Origin of the sequence: Azospirillum sp. Sh1 (assembly GCF_008365135.1) — a bacterium.
Taxonomy (GTDB): Bacteria; Pseudomonadota; Alphaproteobacteria; order Azospirillales; family Azospirillaceae; genus Azospirillum; species Azospirillum oryzae.
Window position 1 is genome coordinate 1 of sequence record NZ_VTTK01000056.1, and the last position, 20,832, is coordinate 20,832.

At 67.2% G+C, this 20,832-nt stretch carries 11 protein-coding genes; 1 reads left to right on the plus strand and 10 read right to left on the minus strand.

Features of this window, described 5'->3' with window-relative positions; genetic code table 11:
* Positions 1–505: 505 nt before the first annotated feature.
* The 4 genes from FZ029_RS30790 to FZ029_RS30805 are packed head-to-tail and all read right to left on the minus strand — an operon-like array spanning position 506 to position 8,143.
* The gene (locus tag FZ029_RS30790) at positions 506–3,370 is read right to left on the minus strand and encodes a DEAD/DEAH box helicase (protein WP_149273788.1); all 2,865 of its coding nucleotides are present in this window, start codon (positions 3,368–3,370) and stop codon (positions 506–508) included.
* A 47-nt stretch (positions 3,371–3,417) separates the two neighbouring features.
* Positions 3,418–4,875 (minus strand): EH signature domain-containing protein, encoded by a 1,458-nt coding sequence (locus tag FZ029_RS30795; RefSeq protein WP_149273791.1) that lies wholly within the window; start codon positions 4,873–4,875, stop codon positions 3,418–3,420.
* On the minus strand, positions 4,872–5,846 hold the full coding sequence (locus FZ029_RS30800) for an OmpA family protein (RefSeq protein WP_149273792.1): 975 nt from the start codon (positions 5,844–5,846) through the stop codon (positions 4,872–4,874). The genes FZ029_RS30795 and FZ029_RS30800 overlap by 4 nt, the downstream gene beginning before the upstream one ends.
* A gap of 11 nt (positions 5,847–5,857) precedes the next feature.
* Complete coding sequence (locus FZ029_RS30805; protein ID WP_149273795.1) at positions 5,858–8,143, minus strand: hypothetical protein; 2,286 nt, start codon at positions 8,141–8,143, stop codon at positions 5,858–5,860.
* Between the two features lie 84 nt (positions 8,144–8,227).
* On the opposite strand from FZ029_RS30805, the gene FZ029_RS30810 reads away from it, so the two are divergent.
* Positions 8,228–9,313 carry a hypothetical protein gene (locus FZ029_RS30810; RefSeq protein ID WP_149273797.1) on the plus strand — a complete coding sequence of 362 codons (1,086 nt, stop codon included), beginning with the start codon at positions 8,228–8,230 and terminating at the stop codon, positions 9,311–9,313.
* Positions 9,314–9,317: 4 nt separating this feature from the next.
* Here the strand turns inward: FZ029_RS30810 and FZ029_RS30815 are convergent, their stop codons facing one another.
* The 6 genes from FZ029_RS30815 to FZ029_RS30840 form a co-directional block, all read right to left on the minus strand.
* Positions 9,318–11,405 carry a DEAD/DEAH box helicase gene (locus FZ029_RS30815; RefSeq protein ID WP_149273798.1) on the minus strand — a complete coding sequence of 696 codons (2,088 nt, stop codon included), beginning with the start codon at positions 11,403–11,405 and terminating at the stop codon, positions 9,318–9,320.
* Positions 11,402–12,718 carry a BREX system ATP-binding protein BrxD gene (gene brxD / locus FZ029_RS30820; protein WP_149273800.1) on the minus strand — a complete coding sequence of 439 codons (1,317 nt, stop codon included), beginning with the start codon at positions 12,716–12,718 and terminating at the stop codon, positions 11,402–11,404. The genes FZ029_RS30815 and brxD overlap by 4 nt, the downstream gene beginning before the upstream one ends.
* Before the next feature lie 10 nt (positions 12,719–12,728).
* Positions 12,729–15,395, minus strand: coding sequence for a BREX-2 system phosphatase PglZ (pglZ, locus tag FZ029_RS30825; RefSeq protein WP_188052130.1), 2,667 nt, complete (start codon positions 15,393–15,395; stop codon positions 12,729–12,731).
* Positions 15,392–19,153: a phage resistance protein gene (locus FZ029_RS30830; RefSeq protein ID WP_149273804.1), complete on the minus strand. Its 3,762-nt coding sequence runs from the start codon at positions 19,151–19,153 to the stop codon at positions 15,392–15,394. The genes pglZ and FZ029_RS30830 overlap by 4 nt, the downstream gene beginning before the upstream one ends.
* A gap of 91 nt (positions 19,154–19,244) precedes the next feature.
* Entirely contained in the window at positions 19,245–20,036 is a 792-nt protein-coding gene (locus tag FZ029_RS30835; protein WP_211104262.1) for a hypothetical protein, read from the minus strand.
* A gap of 131 nt (positions 20,037–20,167) precedes the next feature.
* The gene (locus FZ029_RS30840) at positions 20,168–20,827 is read right to left on the minus strand and encodes a hypothetical protein (protein WP_149273808.1); all 660 of its coding nucleotides are present in this window, start codon (positions 20,825–20,827) and stop codon (positions 20,168–20,170) included.
* Positions 20,828–20,832: the final 5 nt, after the last annotated feature.

Below are 20,832 nucleotides of genomic sequence, written 5' to 3' on the forward strand. Positions count from 1 at the left end.
AACTCCTCCCCTGGGAATGGAAGGCAATCCGCGAGCAGACGAAAGCTGCCTGACCGCGGCACTCAGCGGATGCTTACCTTGATGTACCAGGTGGGCCTTTTGCTCGCGGTGTCGGACGTGTGAAGGCTGGCGCACCGGAACCGGTCGAGGATGCCCGCGTCGATGATGGCAGCGATGAGGAGTAGCCGAGGTTAGGAAATATCCCCGGTTCCCGCGTCCCCAGCGGGGATCAGAGTTGCCGGGGATTGCCTAAGCCATTGATTTAGCTCAAATAAACCAGTGATTGCCTGATCCCTGTCCCCGCTTTTCGTCCCGACGTAACCTGTTGTTTTACCGAGGAAATTTGTCCCCGGGGATCGCTATCTTTAGATAGATGAAGGCAACGGGGATGCCTTCATCTAAAGCTCCGGAACGCCCACTTGGGGCAGGTTCGTTCCGAAAAGTGGCCGAGGGAGTACCGTATATTTGGAAATCCTGATCATTCGCTGATGCCGCAGGGACGGGTCTATGCCGCCGACGTCACTGTCGCCGTAAACAGCTCGTTCCGGTCTTCGTCGGTGGCGGCTGGCGGCATCAGCGCATCCTGGAACAGGCGGCGCTTTCGGGCGAGCAGGGCATTAAGATTGCGGTCGAAAGCCGAGCAGCCCTCGCCCAACACCGCCATCGGGATATGCACGAACACCGGCTTGGTCTGGCCAATCCGCAGGGCCCGGCCGGTGCACTGATCCTCCACGGCCGGGTTCCACCACCGTGAAAGGTGGATGACGTGGTTGGCACGGGTCAGCGTCAAACCGACGCCACCGGCCCGGGGCGATAGGATCATCGCGTCGAACCCATCGGCGCCGGCTTGGAAGCGGTCGACCCGCGCTTGTCTTGCGGCACCGGCGACCTGGCCGCTGATGATCATCGGAGGAGCCGCCAGCCGGTAGCGGCGCTGGAGGATGCCTGACATTCGTGCTTGCATCGCCAGATCGTCGAGGAAGATCAGGACGCGCTCGCCTTTCCGGGCGATGTCGTCAAGGGCGGTGAAGGTGGCCGCCAACCTTGCCGATGCCGCGATGAAGGCATCGTCGCCGCTGATGCTGTCGGGATCGGGATGGAGTGAAATGGCGCGCAGGCGTTGCAGAGCTCCCAGCATGGCGCCGGCCTTCTCGGCCGACCGGGCTTCGGCGATCACAGATTCATATGCGTTGCGCTGCACCGGCGGCATCGGCGTTTCATGGACGATTTCCTGCGGAAGCGGCAGGTCGGGCAGACGATCCTGTTTCAGCCGCCGCAGCAGAAGCGGCGCCCGTCCGCCATGCCAAGTGTCGAGCGAGGATTTCAGGCGCTTCAGGCGTTCCGGGTCGGGAGACCGCTCATAGTCGGCGCTGAAGCCTTTCAACTCGCCAAGTACGGCAGGATGCACGGCATCGGTGATGCACCACAGGTCGGACAGGCGATTTTCGACCGGTGTGCCGGTCATGGCAACTCGGAAATCGGCGTTCATCGCCTTGGCGGCATCGGTCAGGCGTACGCCCGGCGTCTTGATCTTCTGTGCCTCGTCGAACAGCATGGCCGCGAAGCGCACCTTGCCGAAATCGCGATCATAGTCACGCAGGGTCTCATAGGTGGTCAGCACCCAGTCGGCGGTCTGCAACGCGCCGACATTGAGCGCCGGGCGCTCGTCCTCCGTCCGGCACTTCAGCGCGGCCAGCCCCCGTCCGAAGGCCTCCGTACAGTTGCCGAGACCGGGGGCGGAGAGATGGCGGTCAGCCTCCGCCCGCCAGTTCTGCAGGAGGCCGGTGGGTGCGACGACGGCGACCGGCGCACGCGGGATGGCACCCTCGGCCATGCCGGTGCGGAGCCAGGCAAGAAAGGCCAGCCCCTGCAAAGTCTTGCCCAACCCCATGTCATCGGCCAGCAGAACGCCCGGCCGACCCATGGTCCAGGCTTGCTGCAGCCAGGACAGCCCTTCTGTCTGATGGGGCTTCAGTGGCGTCGCCAGCGCTGGCGGCAACGGCCTGGACGGGGCGGGGCGGGGGGAGAACTGCCCTTCGACCTCCACCACTTCCTCGTTCGGGCGGATCAGCAGCGCCTCCGGCCCGCTTTCCCCGTCGGGCTTGGGCGGAGCTTTGGTTGAGGCGTCCTTGGGCAGGCGGCTGGTGGCCAGATCGTTCAGCGCTGCGAGCGTGTCGGTGGTGGCGGGGATGGCGACATCCTGACCGTCCACCGGCACCGAAACGCTAGGCAGGCCGGCGCCGATGGCATTCTCCACCTGCTCGCGCAACGCCTCGGCTTCCTCCGCGGTCAAGGGGACCGTACGGTCGCCGACCATCAAACCAGAGGGGGAGTCCTCAGGGCCGTGCCCGTCCTTTCGGTCAGCGCCCCGTCCGCCGCCAGGCGCACCGCCATCTCCGAACCAGTCGGTACGGGACAGCGGCACCCATGGGACGACCCGTGGCCGCCATAGCCCGAGCCCGACCACCCGGTCGGCATAGTCCGCCGTCTCGCGGAAGACGGTCTCCAATACAGTGTCGTCGATGTCGGGGCCAAGCGCTTCGCGCAGGAAGGCGCGGGGGGCCGCGAACAGCGCCCGCTTGGTCGCCGGCGGGGCCGACTGCACCCGCCGCACCTCATCCAGGGCACGGCGCAGCACCGGCGTCGTCACCGCGTACCAGTTGCTGCCCAGGGCGTAGACCGGCCGGGCAGTGGTGAAGCGGTTGAACTGGTCCTCGCCGAAGCCGCGTTGCCGGTCCTCGGTCAGCAGCGGCTGGTCCGGGGCGTCGCCGGTCCGGTGGAGGATGGGCACCAGCCGGAGGCTGTCGGCTTCACCCTTGAGGTCCAGCGAAAAGGAATCGGCAACGGCGATGGTCATCGCGCCGATCATTCCGCCTGCCTCGGCCATGCCATCGTCGACCGCGGCCGGCAGGACCTCGCGCAGGGCCGCCACCGCTGCGAAGCGGGCGCCCTGGTCGTCGGCCGGAGACTGGTTCACACGGTCGGCGGCCTCCGCAATCTGGTACAGCGCATCGGGCAGCCGGCCCCACTCCCCGCCGATCCGCAGGAAGGCCCCAATCCGCTTCGCCCCGACCACGGGCTGGCCGGTCAGGCGGCGCCATTCCAACTCCACCGCGTAGGACGGGCTGGTGATCACACCGCGCGTCCGCAGATGCGCGACCACCGGGGCGGGGACGGGAAGGCCGAGCAGGCCGGCTTCCCGGTTCGACAAGCCGGCGACCGCCCGATGCTCCACCAGCAGCAGGTCGCCCTCGGCTATGGCGACCTCGGCGGCGATCAGCCGTTGCGCCAGATCGACGCCGGGCAGCAAGGCATCGGGTACCCCGACCGCCCACCGGTCGACGGCCAACGCACCGTTCGCACCGGTCACCCGGATTTCAAGGCCCGTCGGTTGAGGCTCTGCTGAAAAACGAAACGTCATTTCGGCATCCAGTCGCGATGGGTCAGATGGATTCTCGCCCGGTCGGCCAGCATCCGCGCGACGCTGCCCTGCCAGCGGCTGCTCTCGGAGCCGGCATGTCTCAGGCCGTCATTGTGGCTTTTGCCATCCGGCTTGACGCTACCCTTCGAGCCGTATTGCGGGTTGGGTGGAAAGGGAAGGCATTCTGCATCCAGCTCTGACCGCCTATAGTCACGCTGAAGCAATTTGGGTGCTGTTTTCCAACTCAGCGGCCAAGCGCGAAGTTTTCCGTTATGGCTCCATTCACAAAAGAGAGTATCGCGCACTTGGAGCAGGAGTACCGACTGGTCTCCGCTGCCCTTCAGGCGGGCGAAGCCACCATTCAGATCACGGACTGACTTTGCAGACGTGTGGACGGCGGCACCCAGCGCCAGCCACGCATCGTCGATACCGCCGGCTTCCAGGCAAGCGGACCAGAATGCTTCCCGGTATCGCCACTGCTTGTCGTAGGCGTATTCGCCAATGACCTCGAAGAAAGCATTCAGCGAAGCTCTCGCCAACCACTGCCGCATAACGGCAACCACGGTGTCGCCGGCCTTGGCCCAGCGTTCCGGATGCAGGCGCGGGTCGCGCAAGTGGGTCAGCAGGAAGGACTGGACCGCGGCGCGGACCGCTTCGTCCGGCAGCCGCCGGCCGTCGATCCAGGGTGCCAACAGGCTGCGTGCCAGTTGCCCATAGGCCTCCGGCTCGGAAAAGCGCAGCTGTCCGTCGGGGGCGAGGAATTCCGTCAGGCGCGCCATGGCGGCCGGGCCGGCGGTACCGGCGAGGCAGTCCGGGGCCAGTTGCAGCACCTCATGCTGGACCGCACGCATATAGCCGGAGACAGCGCGCAACGGGTCGTCCAGGCAGGCACGGGCCAGCAGCGCCGGAACCGGGTCGGTGCCTTGCAGGATCTGCAGGGCCAGCGTCTTTGGCCCCTTGCTCGCGTCGAACAGATGGCACCAGCTGTCGGCAAGGCGCCATGGCTGAAGGCGCGCATCGGCGTTGCCGGTGATCAGCCGGCGGATGGCGCGCCCGGCCTCTGCCATCCGTGGACCATCGGGGGCGAAACCCTTCAGCCAGCCTTCGATCAGGGTTCGGCGTACCCCGGCCCGGCGCTCGGCAAGGCGTAGAACAGCCTCCAGCAGACCGTCCAGCGCCGCAAGCGGCGCTTTGTCCGCCCACATCAGCCAGGGCGCATCACGCAGGTCGCGCGGCGCGGCGCCTTCCCAGCGCTGCGGGCTGCGAGCCGCCTGCTGCAAACGGCGGCGTACCGCCTCCAGCACATCGCCGGCCGGCAAGGCCGGTGCGGCGTCGCCAGCCGCCAGCGCCACCAGCGCCTGCGCGCTTCCCGGCATTTCCGGCAGCTTCACGCTTCGGCCCAGCAACTGCACCGTGGCGCGCAACGTTTCGAGCGCCTGACGGGTGTGGTTCATGGCGTGGTCCCCGGCGCTGTTCCCAGCAGGCCGCGGATGCGGTCGCGCAGCCGCTGCAATTCTTCCGAGGTGCGGGCGGACAGCACGAAGCGAAGATCAATGCGCCGGTTGCGCCGGTAATCCTCTTCGGTCGCCGCCTGGGCTTCGGGCAGCGGCCGGCGTTCACCGTATCCGGACACGCCCAGCAGCGGAAGACCGTCGATGTTGTGCAGCCCTTCCAGAACCGGCTGGGTCTGGCGCAAGGTCTGGAACACCGCCAAGGCGCGGTCGGTCGACAGGCGGTCGTTGCGTGCCTGCGACTCCGACCGCGGCAGATTGCGGTAGGGCTGCCGGTCGGTGTGCCCTTCCACCAGCATGGTCTCCAGGATCGGCATGCTGTCCGCCGGGCAGCCGTCGGTCTGCCCGCCCACGGCGTAGCAGGGCAACAGCCCGGAGAGCACGTTCGCCAGGGTGACGATGGTCTGCTGTGCTTCCGCCCGGTAGTCGGCCCGGCCTGTTTCGAACAGCAGGTCGCCCGACAGCCGCAGGATGCCGGAACTCGGGTCGAGCGACACGCGAACCCCCTTGTCCTGCAGGGATTGTTCCAACGAGAGAAGCAGGCGGTTGCGCAGGTTCTGGCGGTTCTCCAGATCGCGTTCGAGTTGGGCCACCGCCTCGGTCAGCAATTGCCGAAGTTCTTCGTTCTGCGCCCGCTGGCGGGCTGCTTCCGCCGATTGGCGCTGTGCTTCCGCCTGGGCCTGCCTTGCGCGTTCGGCCTGTTGCTGTGCCTCGGTCTCCGCCAGTTCGGCGCGGCGCAGCGCCTCCTCATAGCGGGCGCGCTCGACCATCTGCTCCTCCTCCGCGTCGCGGAAGTTGAGCGCGAAGACGGTCAGCATCAGCAGGAAGACGAATAGCACGCCGACCATCAGGTCGCTGATCGAGGCGAAATAGCCTTCGCCGCCTTCTTCCTCGGCTCCGGTCGATGCCGCCATGTCCTATCCCCTCAGCGCCGCCCGACCGGCGCGAAATCTTCAAGCGTGGCTTCCAGATTCTTGACCAGGCTGCCGAGTTGGGTGGCCGCTTTCGCCAGATTCTGATCGGTCTGGCCGACGAACTTGCCGATCTGCTCGGTGAAGCCCTTGAGGCCGGTCTGGAGGGCGGACAGGGTGTTCGACAGCTCCCGGTCCACCCCTTCGAAGCGCTGTGCGGCGCCGTTCAGGCTGACGGTCAGGTTCTTGGCGGCGTCGAGCACTCCGTCGAAGCGGGTGGTGGTGCCGGATACCTGTTCGATTGCCCGGCTGACGTCCAGCGACGCCCGGGCCAGCGGTTCCATCGCCGCGCGGGCGCTCTGGCCGGCGGCGGTCATGCTGTCGGCGGCCTTGGCCAGCGGCTCCACTGCCTTCGCGGCGGCGCGCTCGAACTCGGTGCTGCGGGTGGCCAGCGTGGTGGCGGCCTGCCCAAGCGCGGCGATCTGACCGGCCAGCCCGCCGGCCCGTTCGCCGACCAGCCCACCGGCGTCGCGCAGGGACCCGCCTGCCGCCTCGCCGCCCTTGCGGATGGCGTCGGACGCCTCGGTGCCGGCCCGGCCCAGCCGGTCGGCTGCACCGTTCAGCGCCATCGCAACACCGCCTCCGGCCTCGCCCAAGGCGGTGCGCAGGGTGGCGGCGCTGGCGGTCCCGCTCTCCCGCAGGGCATCGCCGGCCTGCCCGAGCGCCGTCCGCAGATCGGCCATCATCGCCTGCAACTCGGTTCGCATGCCCTCGGTGGCGTCGGCGATGCGGTTGACCGCCTGCTCCGCCCCCTGGCCGAGTGCACTGCCGCCTTCCGAGGCCGCTCGTTCGAGACCGGCGGACATCCGCTCCACCGAGCGCTCCAGCCCGGCGGTGGTTTCCGCAACGCGGGCAGCCAACTGGCTGAAGGCCTCGGTTCCGGCATTGCGGCTGCTTTCGGCCAGCGCCCGCAGTTCCGCGACCATCGCCTCGACCGAAGAGGACAGGCGGGCGCCGCTCTCCTCCGCCTGACGTCCCATGGTGGTTTCCATGGCGGATGCTGCTTGGGCCAAAGTGGTGGCGACGCCGCGCGCGGCCTCCTCGAAGCCGGCGGCGGCGGCCTCGATCCGGGAAGCCATCTGCTGTCCGGCCTCGGCACCGGCGGTGCGGCTCTGTTCCGCCACGGCGCGCAGGGTCTCGGTCAGGCCGCCCATCTGGTCGGTGATGCGGGACAAGGCTGCTTCGGCCCCTTCGCCCATGCGGGCGGCCATGCTGTCGGCCGACTGCGCCATCTTTACCGCAGCGTCGCCCAGCCCCTGCTGCAACCCTTCCAACCGCGCGCCCAAGCCGGACAAGGTGTCCGCGACCTCGTGCATGCGGTCGCCCGTTCCTCCCTGGAGCTTTTCCAGGAAGGCATCGAGCATCGAGCGCATGGCGTCCTCGTTGCGCGAGGCCATGCCGTCGGCCAGCCGGCCCATCGCGTCGGCCAGCGGCCCGATATGCTCGCCCAGCCGCGTGTCGAAGGCGCGGTCCATGGCGCTGCCGAGCGACACCGCCAGATCGTTGGTAAAGCTCTCGAAATAGTCGGACTGCCGCATCAGCAGTTCGTTCGTCTCCTGCTGGAGCGCCGCTGGCGTCATCAGCGGAATACGGGTTTCCAGTGCGGAATTGAACGACGCCAGCGCCCGTTCCACCTGCTTCAGGCGGCTTTTCCGAACAAGGGCGTAGATGATGGACAGCAGCATGCCCATCAGCGAAGTGATGAACTTGAACGACGCCGTGTCGAGCAGTTGCCGCAGCGCGCCGTTGCGCTCCGCTGCGGTGCCGGTCACCACCTCGCCGGCGCTGCCCAGCGCCACCGCCAGCCCGAGGAAGGTGAAAAGCAGCCCGGCGCCGACCAGCAGGTTCGGCATCGCGGCGTGATACCGCAAGTCGGTCGCAATGGCCGGGCCGCGCAGCAGATCCAGGTCGAACCACGCCCCAGGCCGGGTGGTCGTACGCACAGGACGACCTGCTGACCGGGGCAGGAGCAGGGATTGCCGGAATTCACGCCAAGCGCCACCGAGAATCGGGTCGCGTGCAAAGGTGGCGTTGACCTCCTCGTAACGTTCGACGAAAGACACGTCGTCCGCCGATTTGCCGAGTTCGCCATTCGCCGCCTGAAGAGCCCGAAGCAGGCGTCCGGTTCCTCGGTTCAGCGATGCGATCGATGCCGCCGTCCAGCAGACCAGGAATAGAACGACAAGCCCGATCGTGTAAGGATTGGAGATGATGGGAGCGGCGGCCTGGACTATGTTCATGGGGTGGTAATCGCTTTGACGTGATCCATCATACGGTCGCATTGGTAAATTCAATTTCTTGAAAATACGCTAACGGTGCCGCCGATGACCGCTGTAGGCGTTTCGATCTATGATGGCGCGCAACTCTTGGAGAGGCGCGACTGCCGCACGACTCTATTGCCCGATCAGCGGACGGCGGCGATCTGGCGGGGTTTGGCCTATCCGCTGCTGGACGGCGCGCGCATCGACATCGCGGGTGAGGCCGTCGTGCCTGGCACCGCTTCACCGCCGGCGGTCGGCGCATCGCGGGCCGATGCGCGCTTTACCATGGTCGAGGGGGTGGGGGAGGCCTATCTGCTGATTCAGGGGTCGGTGATCGACCGTGAGCAGGCGGCGGCCCGGCTTGCGGCAGGCGGGCTAACGGTTCTCCGGCACGGCCGCTATCTGGGCGATCTGGTGGACGGGCTGGCGGCCGACTGGTTCGTCCGGTTCCAGAGCCCATCCGCCGCGCCGCAGCCGTTGGCCGACCATATCCGCACCCTGCTGGACGGGTTGCTGCGGCCTGCTGAGGCGCCCGCGAGCATGGCGGAGTTGCGACTCCGGCTCGTGGAAGTCGAGTTGGCTCAGGCGAGTGCCGCAGCGGCGTCATTGAAGGCCGAAGTCGCCCGTCTGCGTCTGGCGCTGGCTGAACAGGCATCAGTCCCCATCCAGGACGACGGTGGCGAGGTCGCCGACCGGCTGCGCGCCGAAGTGGATGACCTGCAGAAGGCGTTGGCCGAGGAGGCGAGGCACCGGATTGTGGCCGAAGCGCTCGCGCTTGAGGTTCCGCGCCCGCCGCGTCCGCCGGCAAGCGGCCGGCTGAGGGACGAGGTCGCCGCCGTCTTCGCCGGGCTGCTGCCGCGCATCCGCCTGCTTCGCTCCAGCCTGGACGTGGTTGCGGTCGAGTTCTCCGACCGCCGTTTCCTCTATGGGGGGCTGGCGGAACTCGCCGACGGCACCAGTGGGGCGCCGCCGAACTGGAAAAAGGTGAAGGGCGCCGACCGCTGGTGGGAGCGGCACATTTCCAACGGCCAGGACGACACAGGCCGCATATACGCACGTCTGGACGCGGAGGGCCGAGATTGGGAGGTGCTGGTCTCCCACAAGTCGGAGCAGCCCAGAGACATCATATGGTTGCGGTCTTGCGGTTGACCGACTATTCGGTGGTTGCGTCTCTTATCAAGCGCATCGGCCGCGATAGCACGTCCGCCACGCCTCTTCGGTCGGACAGTCGTCGGGATAGGACTTCGATGGCCATCGGCTCCGGCAGGCATTGGGAAAACTTCAGATCCCGGACCAGGCCAGCATCGGCGACGGTTTCCAGCTGCCTCTGCGAGATGCCGGCCACCGTACGCTGCAAGACCGACGCTTCTGCGGCATCGGTTTGGATGGACAAGTCATCATGGCCAAGGGTCGCAAGGCCCGACGATGCAAGTGCCTGTGTCAGCATGGCGTTCGCCCGCCCGCCTGCGAAGGTCCACCAGCGCATCCGCCCCGTTCCATCCAATACCAGCGGCAGCGAGGCGCCGTCGCAGAAGGCATAGCTTTCCTGCAACGACTCCAGGCAGGCAGATCCCCGTTTCGACAGCCGGAACGGAACGTCTCCGCTGGTCACCACCCGTTCCATGGCTCGACAGAGTGCGAAGCCGAGGCTGTGGGTGCCGCCCATCCAGCGCGAACGTCCCACGTCCGCTGACGGTTCGACAAGAACGAGTCTGCGCGTCCAGTCCACGTCGACGATCTGCCAACTCCTGCCGGCCAGGAGCAGTGTCGTCGGGCGGCCATCGGTTTGTTGCAGGCTGGTGGGGTCGACCTGTCCGAGTTCGGAGCCGCCGTATCGTACCGAAAGGAGCAGCGGAGTCGTGAAGGCCGCCATCAATTCCATGAAGTTTCTGCGGCCGAATTCGCGCTCACCCTTGGGACCCATCCCCAGAATGCCGCCATCCTGCGCCAAGATGCCGGAATCGAGCATATGGGCGATGATGCTGGCTGCCCGATCGGCGACCGGCTTTCCGAACACGCGGCCTAGACTGTCCTGCCATCCTCCCGTCTCAAGGCCGCGCTCCTGCAGGATCATCGCCATGACCTGCTGCGCGAACAGATGGAGGGGGGCTGCAGGCGGCTCCACAGGTTCGACCCATCCGTCCCCCCACAGGCGCAGGATGCCGGCTGCTTGGAGAAATGCGCCCTCGGACGTCGCAAGGAACAGGCAGTTGCGCGTCGTGCCGGCGCGGCGTCCGGTTCGCCCCATGCGCTGGAGAAAGGACGATACGCTGGACGGGGCGTCGAGCTGGATCACCCGATCGAGGTCGCCGACGTCGATCCCCAATTCCAAAGTGCTTGTGGCGACGATGACGCAGTCGTCGCCGGTGGCGAACGCCTCTTCCGACCGACGACGCTCATCGATGCCCAACGAGCTGTGCGAAACGAAGGTCCGTACTCCCGCAGTCCGCAGGAGCGAGCCTAGCCGCTCAACCTTGCTTCGGCTGTCGCAGAAGACGAGGCGCTTTTCGCCGCGATGGAGCCGCGAGAGCACGATCGACGCATTCTCCAGCGACCCGACATGGTCCAGCATGACGTCGCCACCGGCCGGCGGTGCCGGCTGGCCGACGACGGTGCCGCCTTCGCCACAGGTCAGCCAATCGAGCAGATCCTCCGGATTTCCGACGGTCGCGGAAAGGCCGATCCGCTGGATCGGACGGCCGGTGACGCGGGCGAGCCTTTCGGCGACGGCGAGCAGATGCCAGCCGCGATCGTCACCGGCGAAGGCGTGCAATTCGTCGACGACCAGGGTGCGCAGGCCGGCGAACAACACACGATGATCCACGCGCCGGGAAATCAGGACGGCTTCGAGCGACTCCGGCGTGGTCAGCAGAATATCCGGCGGCTGTCGCAGAATGCGGCTGCGGTCGCCTGCACCGACATCCCCATGCCAGAGGCCGACACTCCTCCCCACCAGCCCGGCATAATGCCGCAGCCGCGGTTCCAGGTTGTTGAGCAGGGCCCGCAGCGGACAGACATACAGCACGGAAAGGCCGTCCCACCGCTCGGTCAGCATTCGCGACAGGACGGGAAAAGCCGCGGCTTCGGTCTTGCCGCCGGCCGTAGGTGCCAGCAGCAGCGCGTTGCGACCGTCCAGGATCGGATCGATGGCCTGGAGCTGGGTCGGTCGCAGGGTGGACCAGCCAAGCGAATTGACGATGTGGTGCTGAAGCGCCGGATGGAAGCGGTCGAAGGGACTCACAGGTCCAACTCGACGTCGTCCACGGACCCGGCCGCCATTCCGGCCCGTTCGGCCGCCGTCATCTCCGTCGGCGTCACGGTCAGCGCGTAATGTCTGCGAGGATCGAAATCGTCGAACTGGTCGATACGGTCCAGTACGTCGCCGACCAGCTTCTTCAGGAAAAGCCGCGGAGCGACGCCGACCCGCCCGCCGAGTTGCCCGGTCAGCGCCTGTGCGAGGTCGCGGACATAGGTGTCGTCGGCCAGTTCGCACAACCGCTCCGCATTGGAGGATCCCTCGGCATAGATGTTCCGGACCTTCGCGCCCAGCCGGCCGAGAAGGTCCAGGTCGAAGCCCGGCAGGCGGATCTGGACGGCCCGTGGATTGTCGAATCGGGAGTCGGTCCCGAAATCGACATGGAGACGCTGGGCGAGCGGAGGCAACCGCTGGACGCCCTGCGGGCCGTCGTAAAATGGGGGCGTACCGGTCGTCACGACGAACAATCCCGGGAACCGGCCGGCGTCGATTTCATCCACCAGCTGGCGCAGTGCGTTCAGCCCCTTCTCGCGGGTGTCGGTGCGCATCCGCTGAAGCGTCTCCACCTCGTCCAGCACCAGCAGCAATCCGGCATAACCGGAATCGCGGAGGATGGTCAGCAGCCCGGCCAGGAAGTTTGTGGCGCCGAAATGGTCGATTTCCCCTTTGATGCCGGCCGTACGCTTCACCGATGCCGCGATGTTCGGCTGCCCGCCCAGCCAACCGAGCAAGCCGTCGGCCAATCCCTGATCCTCGGCCACCAAGGCCTGCCGGTAGGCCCTCAGCACGGCCGAGAAAGCAGGTGCCTGCCGCGTCACCGCCGCCAGCCGCTGCTCCAGCAGCGCGTCCGTACGGGCGACCAGCGCTTCGGCATCGGCCGGATCGAGGTCGCCTTCCGCCAGCACGTCCTCTTCCAGCGTATAGAACCAGCCGTCGATTACGTTGCGAAGCGCCCCCTCGCTCGCGTCTTGGGTGGCTAGCCGTTCGGTCAACCGTCGGTAAACGGTTTCCATCCGGTGAAGGGGGGTTTCCGTTTCCGAGATTTGCACCTCGCTGGTGGCGAAACCCCGGCTGCGCGCCCTCTCCTGAAGCCAGCGGCCGAAGAATGTCTTCCCGCTACCATATTCGCCGCGGATCGCCTTGAATGCGCCGCGGCCGGCCGAGACCCCATTCAGGTCGTCGTCCAGAGCTGGAGCAAAGCGTTCGATGCCGACTGCAAGGACGTCCAGACCGGAGCGTGGAACCGTGCCTCGCCGCAATGCGTCGATGATTTCCGACCGCCTGTGCGGACTCAGCATGACTGTCGCCTCACTGCTTGAGTTCGAATTGCGTGTCGAGAAGCGCGCGGTTCAAGGTCACCGTGCCGGATGAGTCCTCGACCCCCAGCACCTGCACCTGATCCACATTCAAGACCCGACGTGCGGCCATGACCAACGACCCCAGACGGACTTGGGCGACGCCCAGCCGCTGGGCCAGCGCGACGCGGCTCAGCTTTCCACCGCGCTGCGACAGCGCGTCCAGGATGGCACGGATGTCGTCGTCTTTCGGCGCACCGCGGCCGGCAAGCTGCTTTTGCGCCGCATAGACCGGCGATGCCAGCAAGCGGGTGATCCAGTCGGAAGCGGGTGCTGGTGTCGCCGGCTGCGCCGGCACCATGTCGAACAGCGACGGCTGTGTGGTTGGTCGCTTGCGGGCCGGCGGCGCTTGCGGACCAGGACGCGCGGGTGCGGTGGCGACCGGCATGGGTGGGGGCAGCGCCTCCCACCAATCTGGCTGAACCGGCGGCGCCAGTCGCCAACCGTCAGGAAACACGCCCGCCGACAATACGGTCAGGGGGACCAGCACCTCCTGCGGGCTCGCTCCTCCGTGATAGCCGTTCTTCTGTCCGCAGTAGCGTATGGTTTCGCTCCAGGGCAGCACGATGCCGTTCTCGCCGCTCGGCGACAGGGTTCTGCCCTTGGAAAATGCCAACTCCCCCACTGCGGCCGGGACCGTGCCGGCTCGCCAGCGACCGTCATCGGCCTTCGCCATCTGCGTCGTGGCTTCCTCGACCAGATGGCCGTGGTCGGCGGTAAGCACAACCACCCGGCCGGCATTGCGGGCTTCATGCAGGATTGGACGCAGCAGATGCAGATCGTCCACTGACCAGCGCTGGCGCAGTTGCTCCGGTCCATCCAGATGATCGTCGATGGCGTTGTGGACGACGGCCACGATCCGCCGATCGGGTGTGCCGATTGCTTCGCGGACTGAGGGGGCCAAGCTGCCGCCTTCGCTGAGGTCGCCTTTATGGAACAGGATCGGCGGGAGGCCGGCCTTGCCGACCGCCCGAAGGGCGGCATGTTCGGCAAAACCTTTGCTTTCGGTGGACTGGGAGCCGCAAGCCGGGCGTCCGCACAGGAGGCTTGCCCGCGACACGGTGGTGACGGTGGGAAGCATGGCGACGGCCGAGGCCGGTTCCGACGCTTCCGTCGGGCACAACTCGCTCCACCCCGTGTTCATGAAATCGGGCAGCAGTTCGCGGTAGACGGCATGACTCATTCCATCCATCACCAGCAGCAGCACGGGTGCGCTGGCCGCAAGCGGAGCCACGACCTCCTCGAGCACCCGTTCGACCGGAAGCACGGGCCAAGTGGCAGCCGGTGCGGCGTTCCAGTTCCGCAGCAAGTTGGCAAAGCGTTCGTTCTGCGTCTCACGGCAGTTCCGCACCGCCGCGGCGAGGCTGGAATAAGCCGCCGACAGGTCGGCCATCTCGTCGCCGCCCGCCAGGAACCGGCGGGCCAGATCGACGAACGCTCCGTCGCGGGCATAGTCGAGGACGCCGTCGGCGAAAGACTGAGGTGAGGATCGGGCGGTCACGAGCCATCGCACCAGACGCAGCGCCATGGCCACCTTCTCCGCCCGTCCCCTCTGGTCTGATGCCTGATCGTGGGCGGCGACGCGGGCGGCAGCGGACTCCAGCGCCTGGAGGGCAGCGGCATCGGGAAGGGATGGAAGCGCCCGCGTCAGCTCATCGGCGAAGGCGCGCAGGCGAGCCTGGAAGCCGGCCAGCAGGACCGGACTGGTTATGGCGAATCCCCCGGCGTGGACCTGCTCAAGGAGGGAATCCGCACGCTCCAGCAACCTGCGCCGCGTGGCTTGATCGAGCGGACGGAGGGCGCCTGCCGCCGCCGCCGCCCACGCCCTGCCATGATCGGCCGCGATCCGTCGCCCACCCACGAACGGTTCGAGCCGCACGGCGGCCGCGGTCAACTCGCTGAGGTGCCAGGACGTTCCGAAGACGACCCCGGCGACAAGTCCCAGCGGCAATGCGTCGGCACCGAAACCGCTGTCGATGCATGCGGTCACCAAGCTGCCTGCCGGGCCGGCGGCCTCCGACAGCCACGAGGCGATCCCGCTGCGCGCCGTCGGAGGCAGCGACGTGAAACGGGCCAGCGCTCCGTCGCTGATGCTCCAGCGCAGCAGGGCTTCCGCATCGGGCCGTGCGAAGGGCAGGCCGAGCAGCCGGTCCAGCAGGTTCGCCCATGCCGTATCGGCATCGAGCAGCCCGCCCGGCACCGGCGGATAGGGGCCGCGATGAGCATGTTCCAACAGCAATTCGGCCAGCCAGGGCTTGCCGGAAATCCGGGGGTCGATGTTGCGGGCCTGGAAAGCCTCCCGCACCATCTCCCACGCCTCGACGGTCAGCAGCCGTGCCTTGGCAAGGCGGGCCACGACATCATCCCCGAGCATCTCGGAGGAAAGGTTGGTCAGCAGTACGACGCCGGTGTCGCCGTCACGTTCCGTCAGGGCTTGACGGGCCGCAAGGGACGATTCGCACCAGACGAGGGTGAAGGCCCGGCCGGCGCAGTCCAGCCGCTCCGGCCAAGCCTGACGGTTCGGTGAACGGATGCCGAGCGCCCGGACCTGGGGGTCGTGCCTGACGACAGCCTCGACCTGGGCACGGATTTGTGCGGTCGTCGGTGCCAGCAACGTCACGGGCGCCTGCCCTTCCTGACGATTTTCCAGGACAGGTTCAGTCGATAGTCCGGATGCCCGGCCAGTTCCCGCTTCAGCCGGTCGAGCAGGTCGGCGGCCTCGCCGGACGACAGGTTGCGCCGGTCGTCGACCGTGATCACCACGTCGTCGGGCTCGACCAGCGGCTCGACCGGGGCGACGATGTGCGGAATCGTGACCGGTTCCTCGCTGCAGCCAATGCCCGGCTGCGTTGTCGTCGTCGGGGGCGGCGGCGGCGGTGGAGGCGCCGGTTGAGCGGGGGCCGTGTCGGTCAGCAGCTTCAGCGCGCGCCCATGCAGATCGTCGAGCGATGGCTTGAGCAAGACGGCGCGTTCGTCCATCGACAGTGTTTGGCCGATGCGGTCCAGGATGGATGCCGCGGCGGCCTGCCGGTGGTCGGCCAGTTGCCGAAGCGTCTCGAACACCTTCCAGCTGGAGTCGCGAAGGGCCAGCCCGACCTCGCCGGCGGAGGTCAGGGTCTTGGCGACGTCGGTCTCGGTGGTCCGCAACTCCGCGCCGGCCAGCGACGTGATGACCTTTTCCGAGGTTGCCGCACCGATGGCGACCAGCAGCGCCTGCGCGGAGCGGGCGGTGGTCATCCGGTTGGCCTCGTCGGCGTCGATCCCCAGCGCCGCCAGCCTATGGCCGAGGTCGCGGACCAAGGCATCCAGCTTGGGACGAAATTCGGCCGCGCGTTCCGCGATCTGGGCGGACAGCTTGGCGACATTCGTCGCGTTGCGCAGGTCCGGCGGCACCAGGCCGAACAGGGAGGAGGCCCGCTGCACCGCCAGGCGCCAGTCCTCTTCAGGCGGCAGCGCCTGTTCCCGCAGCTCCAGCTCGTCGTCGAGAGAGTCCAGCGTCGGCCGGATCAGTGCCGTGCCCTTGAAGAAATTGCGGTTGGTCTGTTCGGCATAGGTGAGGATGACGAGGTTCTGCACCTCGCGCGATACGCCCATCCGCTGCGGCTCGTCCATCCAGGCGCGCAGGGACTTGACGGTCATGGTGCCGCCCTGCTGCGCGTGCTTCTGGGCGAAATGGGAGCGCCAGTGACGGGAAAGGACGAAATGCGTCTCGCCCATCTCCCCCAGTTTCAGCGGGTTGGCGATGGCGCGCATGGAGTCGCGTATCGTCTTGTCGGCGATGAACACGCGCCCTTCCGGGTCGGCCAGCGCCCGCTCGATGTCCGGCTGCAGCTTGCGCAGGGCCAGCGGCCTGACCTCGGTCCCGAAATTCGGGTGGGCCGGGTAGAGATAGCCGAACAGCTGTTCCAGCAGTTTCTCGAAGGCCGCCTTGAAGTTGGCGCCCACCGGCAGCGCCGGCTTGAAGCCGTTCAGCGACTGCAGGTGCTGGGACGCCTCCAGCGTTGCGCCGACCGCATCCGACGGTTCGCTGGCGATTCCGTAGGCGACCTCCAGGCAGGCGCGCAGGCGTTGCTGGAGCTGGCTGCGCTGGTTGGCGAGGAGAGCGCGCGCCTGATCGCGGTCGACCGCCGACAGATGGCGGGCGTGGTCGGCGAAACGTTCCCCCGTCAGCAGGTGGTTCAGCTTCACCAGCGTGCCGAGGTCGCGCATCGCCTTGTCGCTGAGGAAGGACGGCAGCCAGACGATGGTGTCGGAGCGCCCGACCGGCCCGTCCTTGAATTCCTGAAGACGGGCGATGTCGTCGGCGGGCCAGCGGTTCGGCTCGTCGAACGGGAAGTCGAAGATGACCGACCATGCGCCATCCTGGTTGCGCAGCCGGTCGTCTGCCATTTCCCGGACATTGTCGTAGACGATGTTGATCTGCCGCCGGATGCCGCGCCAGACCATCGAATATTCGAGGAAGAAGCCGTCGCTGTCCGGCGGCAGCCCCAGCATCTCGAACAGCATGGAGCGGACGAGCCGGCGGCGGTTGCCGGGATTGTCCTCGCTCGCGACGCTGGCCAGGATCGGGTCGGTGTCGACGCCGGTGATCTGGATCGAGATGACGGGGTTGGCGTCCTCGGTGGTCTTGATCTCCCCGACCTCGCCGCCCCAGCCCTTCAGCTTGGTCAGCACCATGTTGTTTTCGCGGCCGGGAATCGGCGAGCGCACGCTGCCATGGTTTAGCGCGGCCAGCCGCGGCGCGGTCAGGCCCTTCAGCGCCTCCACCTCCGGCACCAGGGCGGCCAGCAGCAGGGTCTTGATCAGCCGCGCATCGTTGCGCAGCGCCTGAGCCTTGGCGGAATCGGCGGTCTCCGCCTCCACCTCGGCCCAGCTGACGCCGTTCTGCCGCTCCAGCAGGGGAAGCAGCTTGGTCCGGTAGAGCTTCTTGGCATTCTCGAAATGGAACTTCATCGCTTCGGAGAAGGGTTCGTCCCCCTCCGCGATGGCGTCGAACAGGTCGCCGACCGGGATGATCTGGCCCAGCCGAAGCTCGTTGCGCCTTTCGACCAGCAATTGCAGCATCAGCTTCAGCGCCGTGCGCTCGCGCTGCAGCACCGACGACACCGCGATCAGCGTCTGCACCAGGGCCGGGCTGAACGGATAGACCTGCCGGAACATCGCCTGTTCGCCGGTGGAGCCCAGCAGCGTGTCCAGCACCTCGCGCCGCACCTTCAGGAAATCATCGAAGGCGCCGTCCAGCGTCTCCTCGGCGGTGCGGGAAACCGGCCGAAGGACGCGCTTCTGCGCGATCAGCGGCAGGTTACGGTCCTCCAGCGTGATGCGGTGGAACCGCGCTTCCCAGTGCTTCAGCACGTCGGCGAACTGGAGTTGCAGCGCGCCGGCCAGATTCTGGCCGACAAGTTCGCGCAGGTCGCGCTGGCGGGCGATGAAGCTGACCAGCGGGATCGGGCGGCTGTTCAGCGCCTCCACCAGCTTCGACAGCTTGGAGCCTTCGCGCGAGACGAAATTGACGTCGGCCGCATGGGTGGCGAGCCACAGGATCAGCTCGTCCAGGAACAGGATCACCGCGTCGTAGCCCAGCGACTGGGCATGGCGACTCATGATCGCCAGCCCTTCGTCCAGCGAGACGAAGGCGTTGCCCTTGTTGGTGGCGACATGGGCGTAGCCGGCGAACCAGACGCGTACGAGGTCGCCGATCAGCCGCTGCCGCTCGTCCCCCGTCACCGGCTCGGCCGTGGCGGCGTCGAAGCTGCCGGCGTCCCACAGGCCGGAATCGAGCGTGCCCCAGCCGTCGCCGCCGTCGCCGTCCTCTTCCTTGCCGGCGTTCAGCTTGGCAAAGAAGGCGGCATCGCCCAGGTTGGCGCGCAGGTTCCGCGCATCCTCGAACAGCGTTTCCGACAGGTAGAATCCGGGCACCGGCGCGTTGGGGTGCAGGCGCCGCACATGGCGGGCATACTGGCCGAGGATCGCCGATTCCAGGTCGCTGGCCCCGATCATGTGGTAGGGGACCATCAGGAAGCGCCGGCCCTGGATCCACTCGTCGTGGCGGACCACCACCTTGGCCAGTTCGGGAATCGAGCGGGCGTCCGGGTCGCCGGCCAGCAGCAGGGTCAGCACCGCCATGAAATGGCTTTTGCCCGACCCGAAGGAGCCGTGCAGGTAGGCCGCCTTGCTGGTCCCGCCGGTGACCGCCCCCTTGATGAAGCCCAGCGCGTCGTCGAAACACAGCTCCAACTGCGGCGTCACGACGTAATCGCGCACCGTCGCCTTCGCATGGTCCAGCCCGTCGGCCAGCTTCAGGACGAAGTCGCCCTGATGCACGCGCTCCGGGATGTCGATCAGGTCCCTAATGAGGGGACGGGCGTCGGTGGTCATACGGCAGCTCGGTCCGCGATTCGAAGAGGGCGGAGAATAGAAAAGCCGGGATGCGGCCGCCACAGCTTTCCGGCGGCCGCATCCCTGCCGGTCACCCGGCGGTCGCCCCGGCCATGCCGCCGGCGGAGGCGCCGACCGTCTCGACTTCCTCGATCAGCAGGCAGGCGCCTGGGGTCCGTTCGAACTGGCGGACGATTTCGACGCTGGGCGGACCCATCAGGCCGAAGGTGACATAGGTCTCCAACTCCACCCGGCGCTGGTTGAAGCTCTGGGCAACCTGCTTCAACACGGGAATCAGGGTCTTCAGCGCCTTGCGCTGCTCCGGACCCATCTCCAGCGTGGGGGAGTCCACGGTGAAGGGGTCGCGGAACGGCTTCTGCAACGCGGCGACCATGTCATTGTGGGCCTTGATGCCGGCGTCCATCGCCTCCAGCCCCTCTTCCGGCCCCAGCAGGAGCCATTGCGAGCGGGCGCGGGCGATGCTGGCGATGGCGTGCTGCAGCACCAGGGTGATGAACATGTCGGTGTCGTGCAGCGCGTCGCCGCGGGACAGCGCGTCCTTCATCACCCGGCGAAAGAACAGCGCGCCCTCGTTGATCGAGGTGTCATAGGGCAGGACCGACTGGCCCAGCTTGTGCGCGCTCTGCGCCCCTTCCAGCCCGGCCAGCATCTTGGACTGGATGGCGGCGATGCCGGCATCGCGCAGCCAGTCCACCTTATGGTCGGTCTTGGCGCTCCGCTCCAGGATGGCTTCGCACTGTTGCGACACCGCGGTCAGCTTGGACGCCAGCATCGTGAATCCGGCCACCATGATGGCGGTGTTGACCGCCTGCAGGCCGACCATGACGGCGGGGTTGGCGAGGCCGATGGCCTGTTGGGCCATTTGCGTGACTTGCATATGGCCGACGATATGGCCCTGTTGGTCACGGATGACGCCGCCCGTGACCTTGTAAATCCCGGATAAAACGTCCGCCTGGAGTTGCTCCGGGACTTTCATGACATACTGAACGACGCTCATTCCACCACCTCCATTTCGTCGGCCATGGCGGCGCACCACAGGCGCATGCGCGCCTCGGCGATCGCCATCACGCATTGCCCGGTCATCTTGTGGTTGGGACCCATCATGTCCCACAGCGTCCAGGCCGCGGTCAGGCCGATCCCGACCGGACCGGTGACGACCCCGATGGCGCGGAGAAGGCCGAAGCCGGCGGCGGCCTTGGCTACGGTGCCGAGCGTGCTGCTGCCCATCTCGCCGGCATCGACCCGCTTCTTGACCATCAGCCGTTCCATGTCGAACACGCTGGTGGTGTCCGTCACCTCGATTTCGGCCTTCTCGCACAGCTCCGCCACCACGGCGCGATAGCTGCGCGGCTGGCTGGCGTCCTTCAGGTCATGGCTGCCCCACCAGCGGATCTCCTCGACGATCTGCTCGATGTAGCGGTGATGGTCGCCACCGCCCTTCTTGTAAGCGTCGGAGTCCTTGAGGGGATTGCTTTTGGTGATGAAGTCCTTTTCGACCAGGATCTTCACCAGAGGGTCGAGGTCGGAACGGCTGAACGCGCCGAGCACGACAGTGAGATAGTCGGACTCTAGGCGTTCGGCCCGGCTCATGGCTTGGCTGGGCGGCGGGGCCGCCCCTTTGCCTAAGCCATCCAGGTCCAGGGGTTCGGGCATGCGGG

Excerpts from the sequence above, each read along its gene's own strand:
- FZ029_RS30795 (WP_149273791.1), bottom strand. The coding sequence starts at position 4,875 with ATGAACCACACCCGTCAGGCGCTCGAAACGTTGCGCGCCACGGTGCAG.
- FZ029_RS30800 (WP_149273792.1), bottom strand. The coding sequence starts at position 5,846 with ATGGCGGCATCGACCGGAGCCGAGGAAGAAGGCGGCGAAGGCTATTTC.
- FZ029_RS30805 (WP_149273795.1), bottom strand. The coding sequence starts at position 8,143 with ATGAACATAGTCCAGGCCGCCGCTCCCATCATCTCCAATCCTTACACG.
- FZ029_RS30810 (WP_149273797.1), top strand. The coding sequence starts at position 8,228 with ATGACCGCTGTAGGCGTTTCGATCTATGATGGCGCGCAACTCTTGGAG.
- brxD (WP_149273800.1), bottom strand. The coding sequence starts at position 12,718 with ATGCTGAGTCCGCACAGGCGGTCGGAAATCATCGACGCATTGCGGCGA.
- FZ029_RS30830 (WP_149273804.1), bottom strand. The coding sequence starts at position 19,153 with ATGACCACCGACGCCCGTCCCCTCATTAGGGACCTGATCGACATCCCG.
- FZ029_RS30835 (WP_211104262.1), bottom strand. The coding sequence starts at position 20,036 with ATGGCCCAACAGGCCATCGGCCTCGCCAACCCCGCCGTCATGGTCGGC.
- FZ029_RS30840 (WP_149273808.1), bottom strand. The coding sequence starts at position 20,827 with ATGCCCGAACCCCTGGACCTGGATGGCTTAGGCAAAGGGGCGGCCCCG.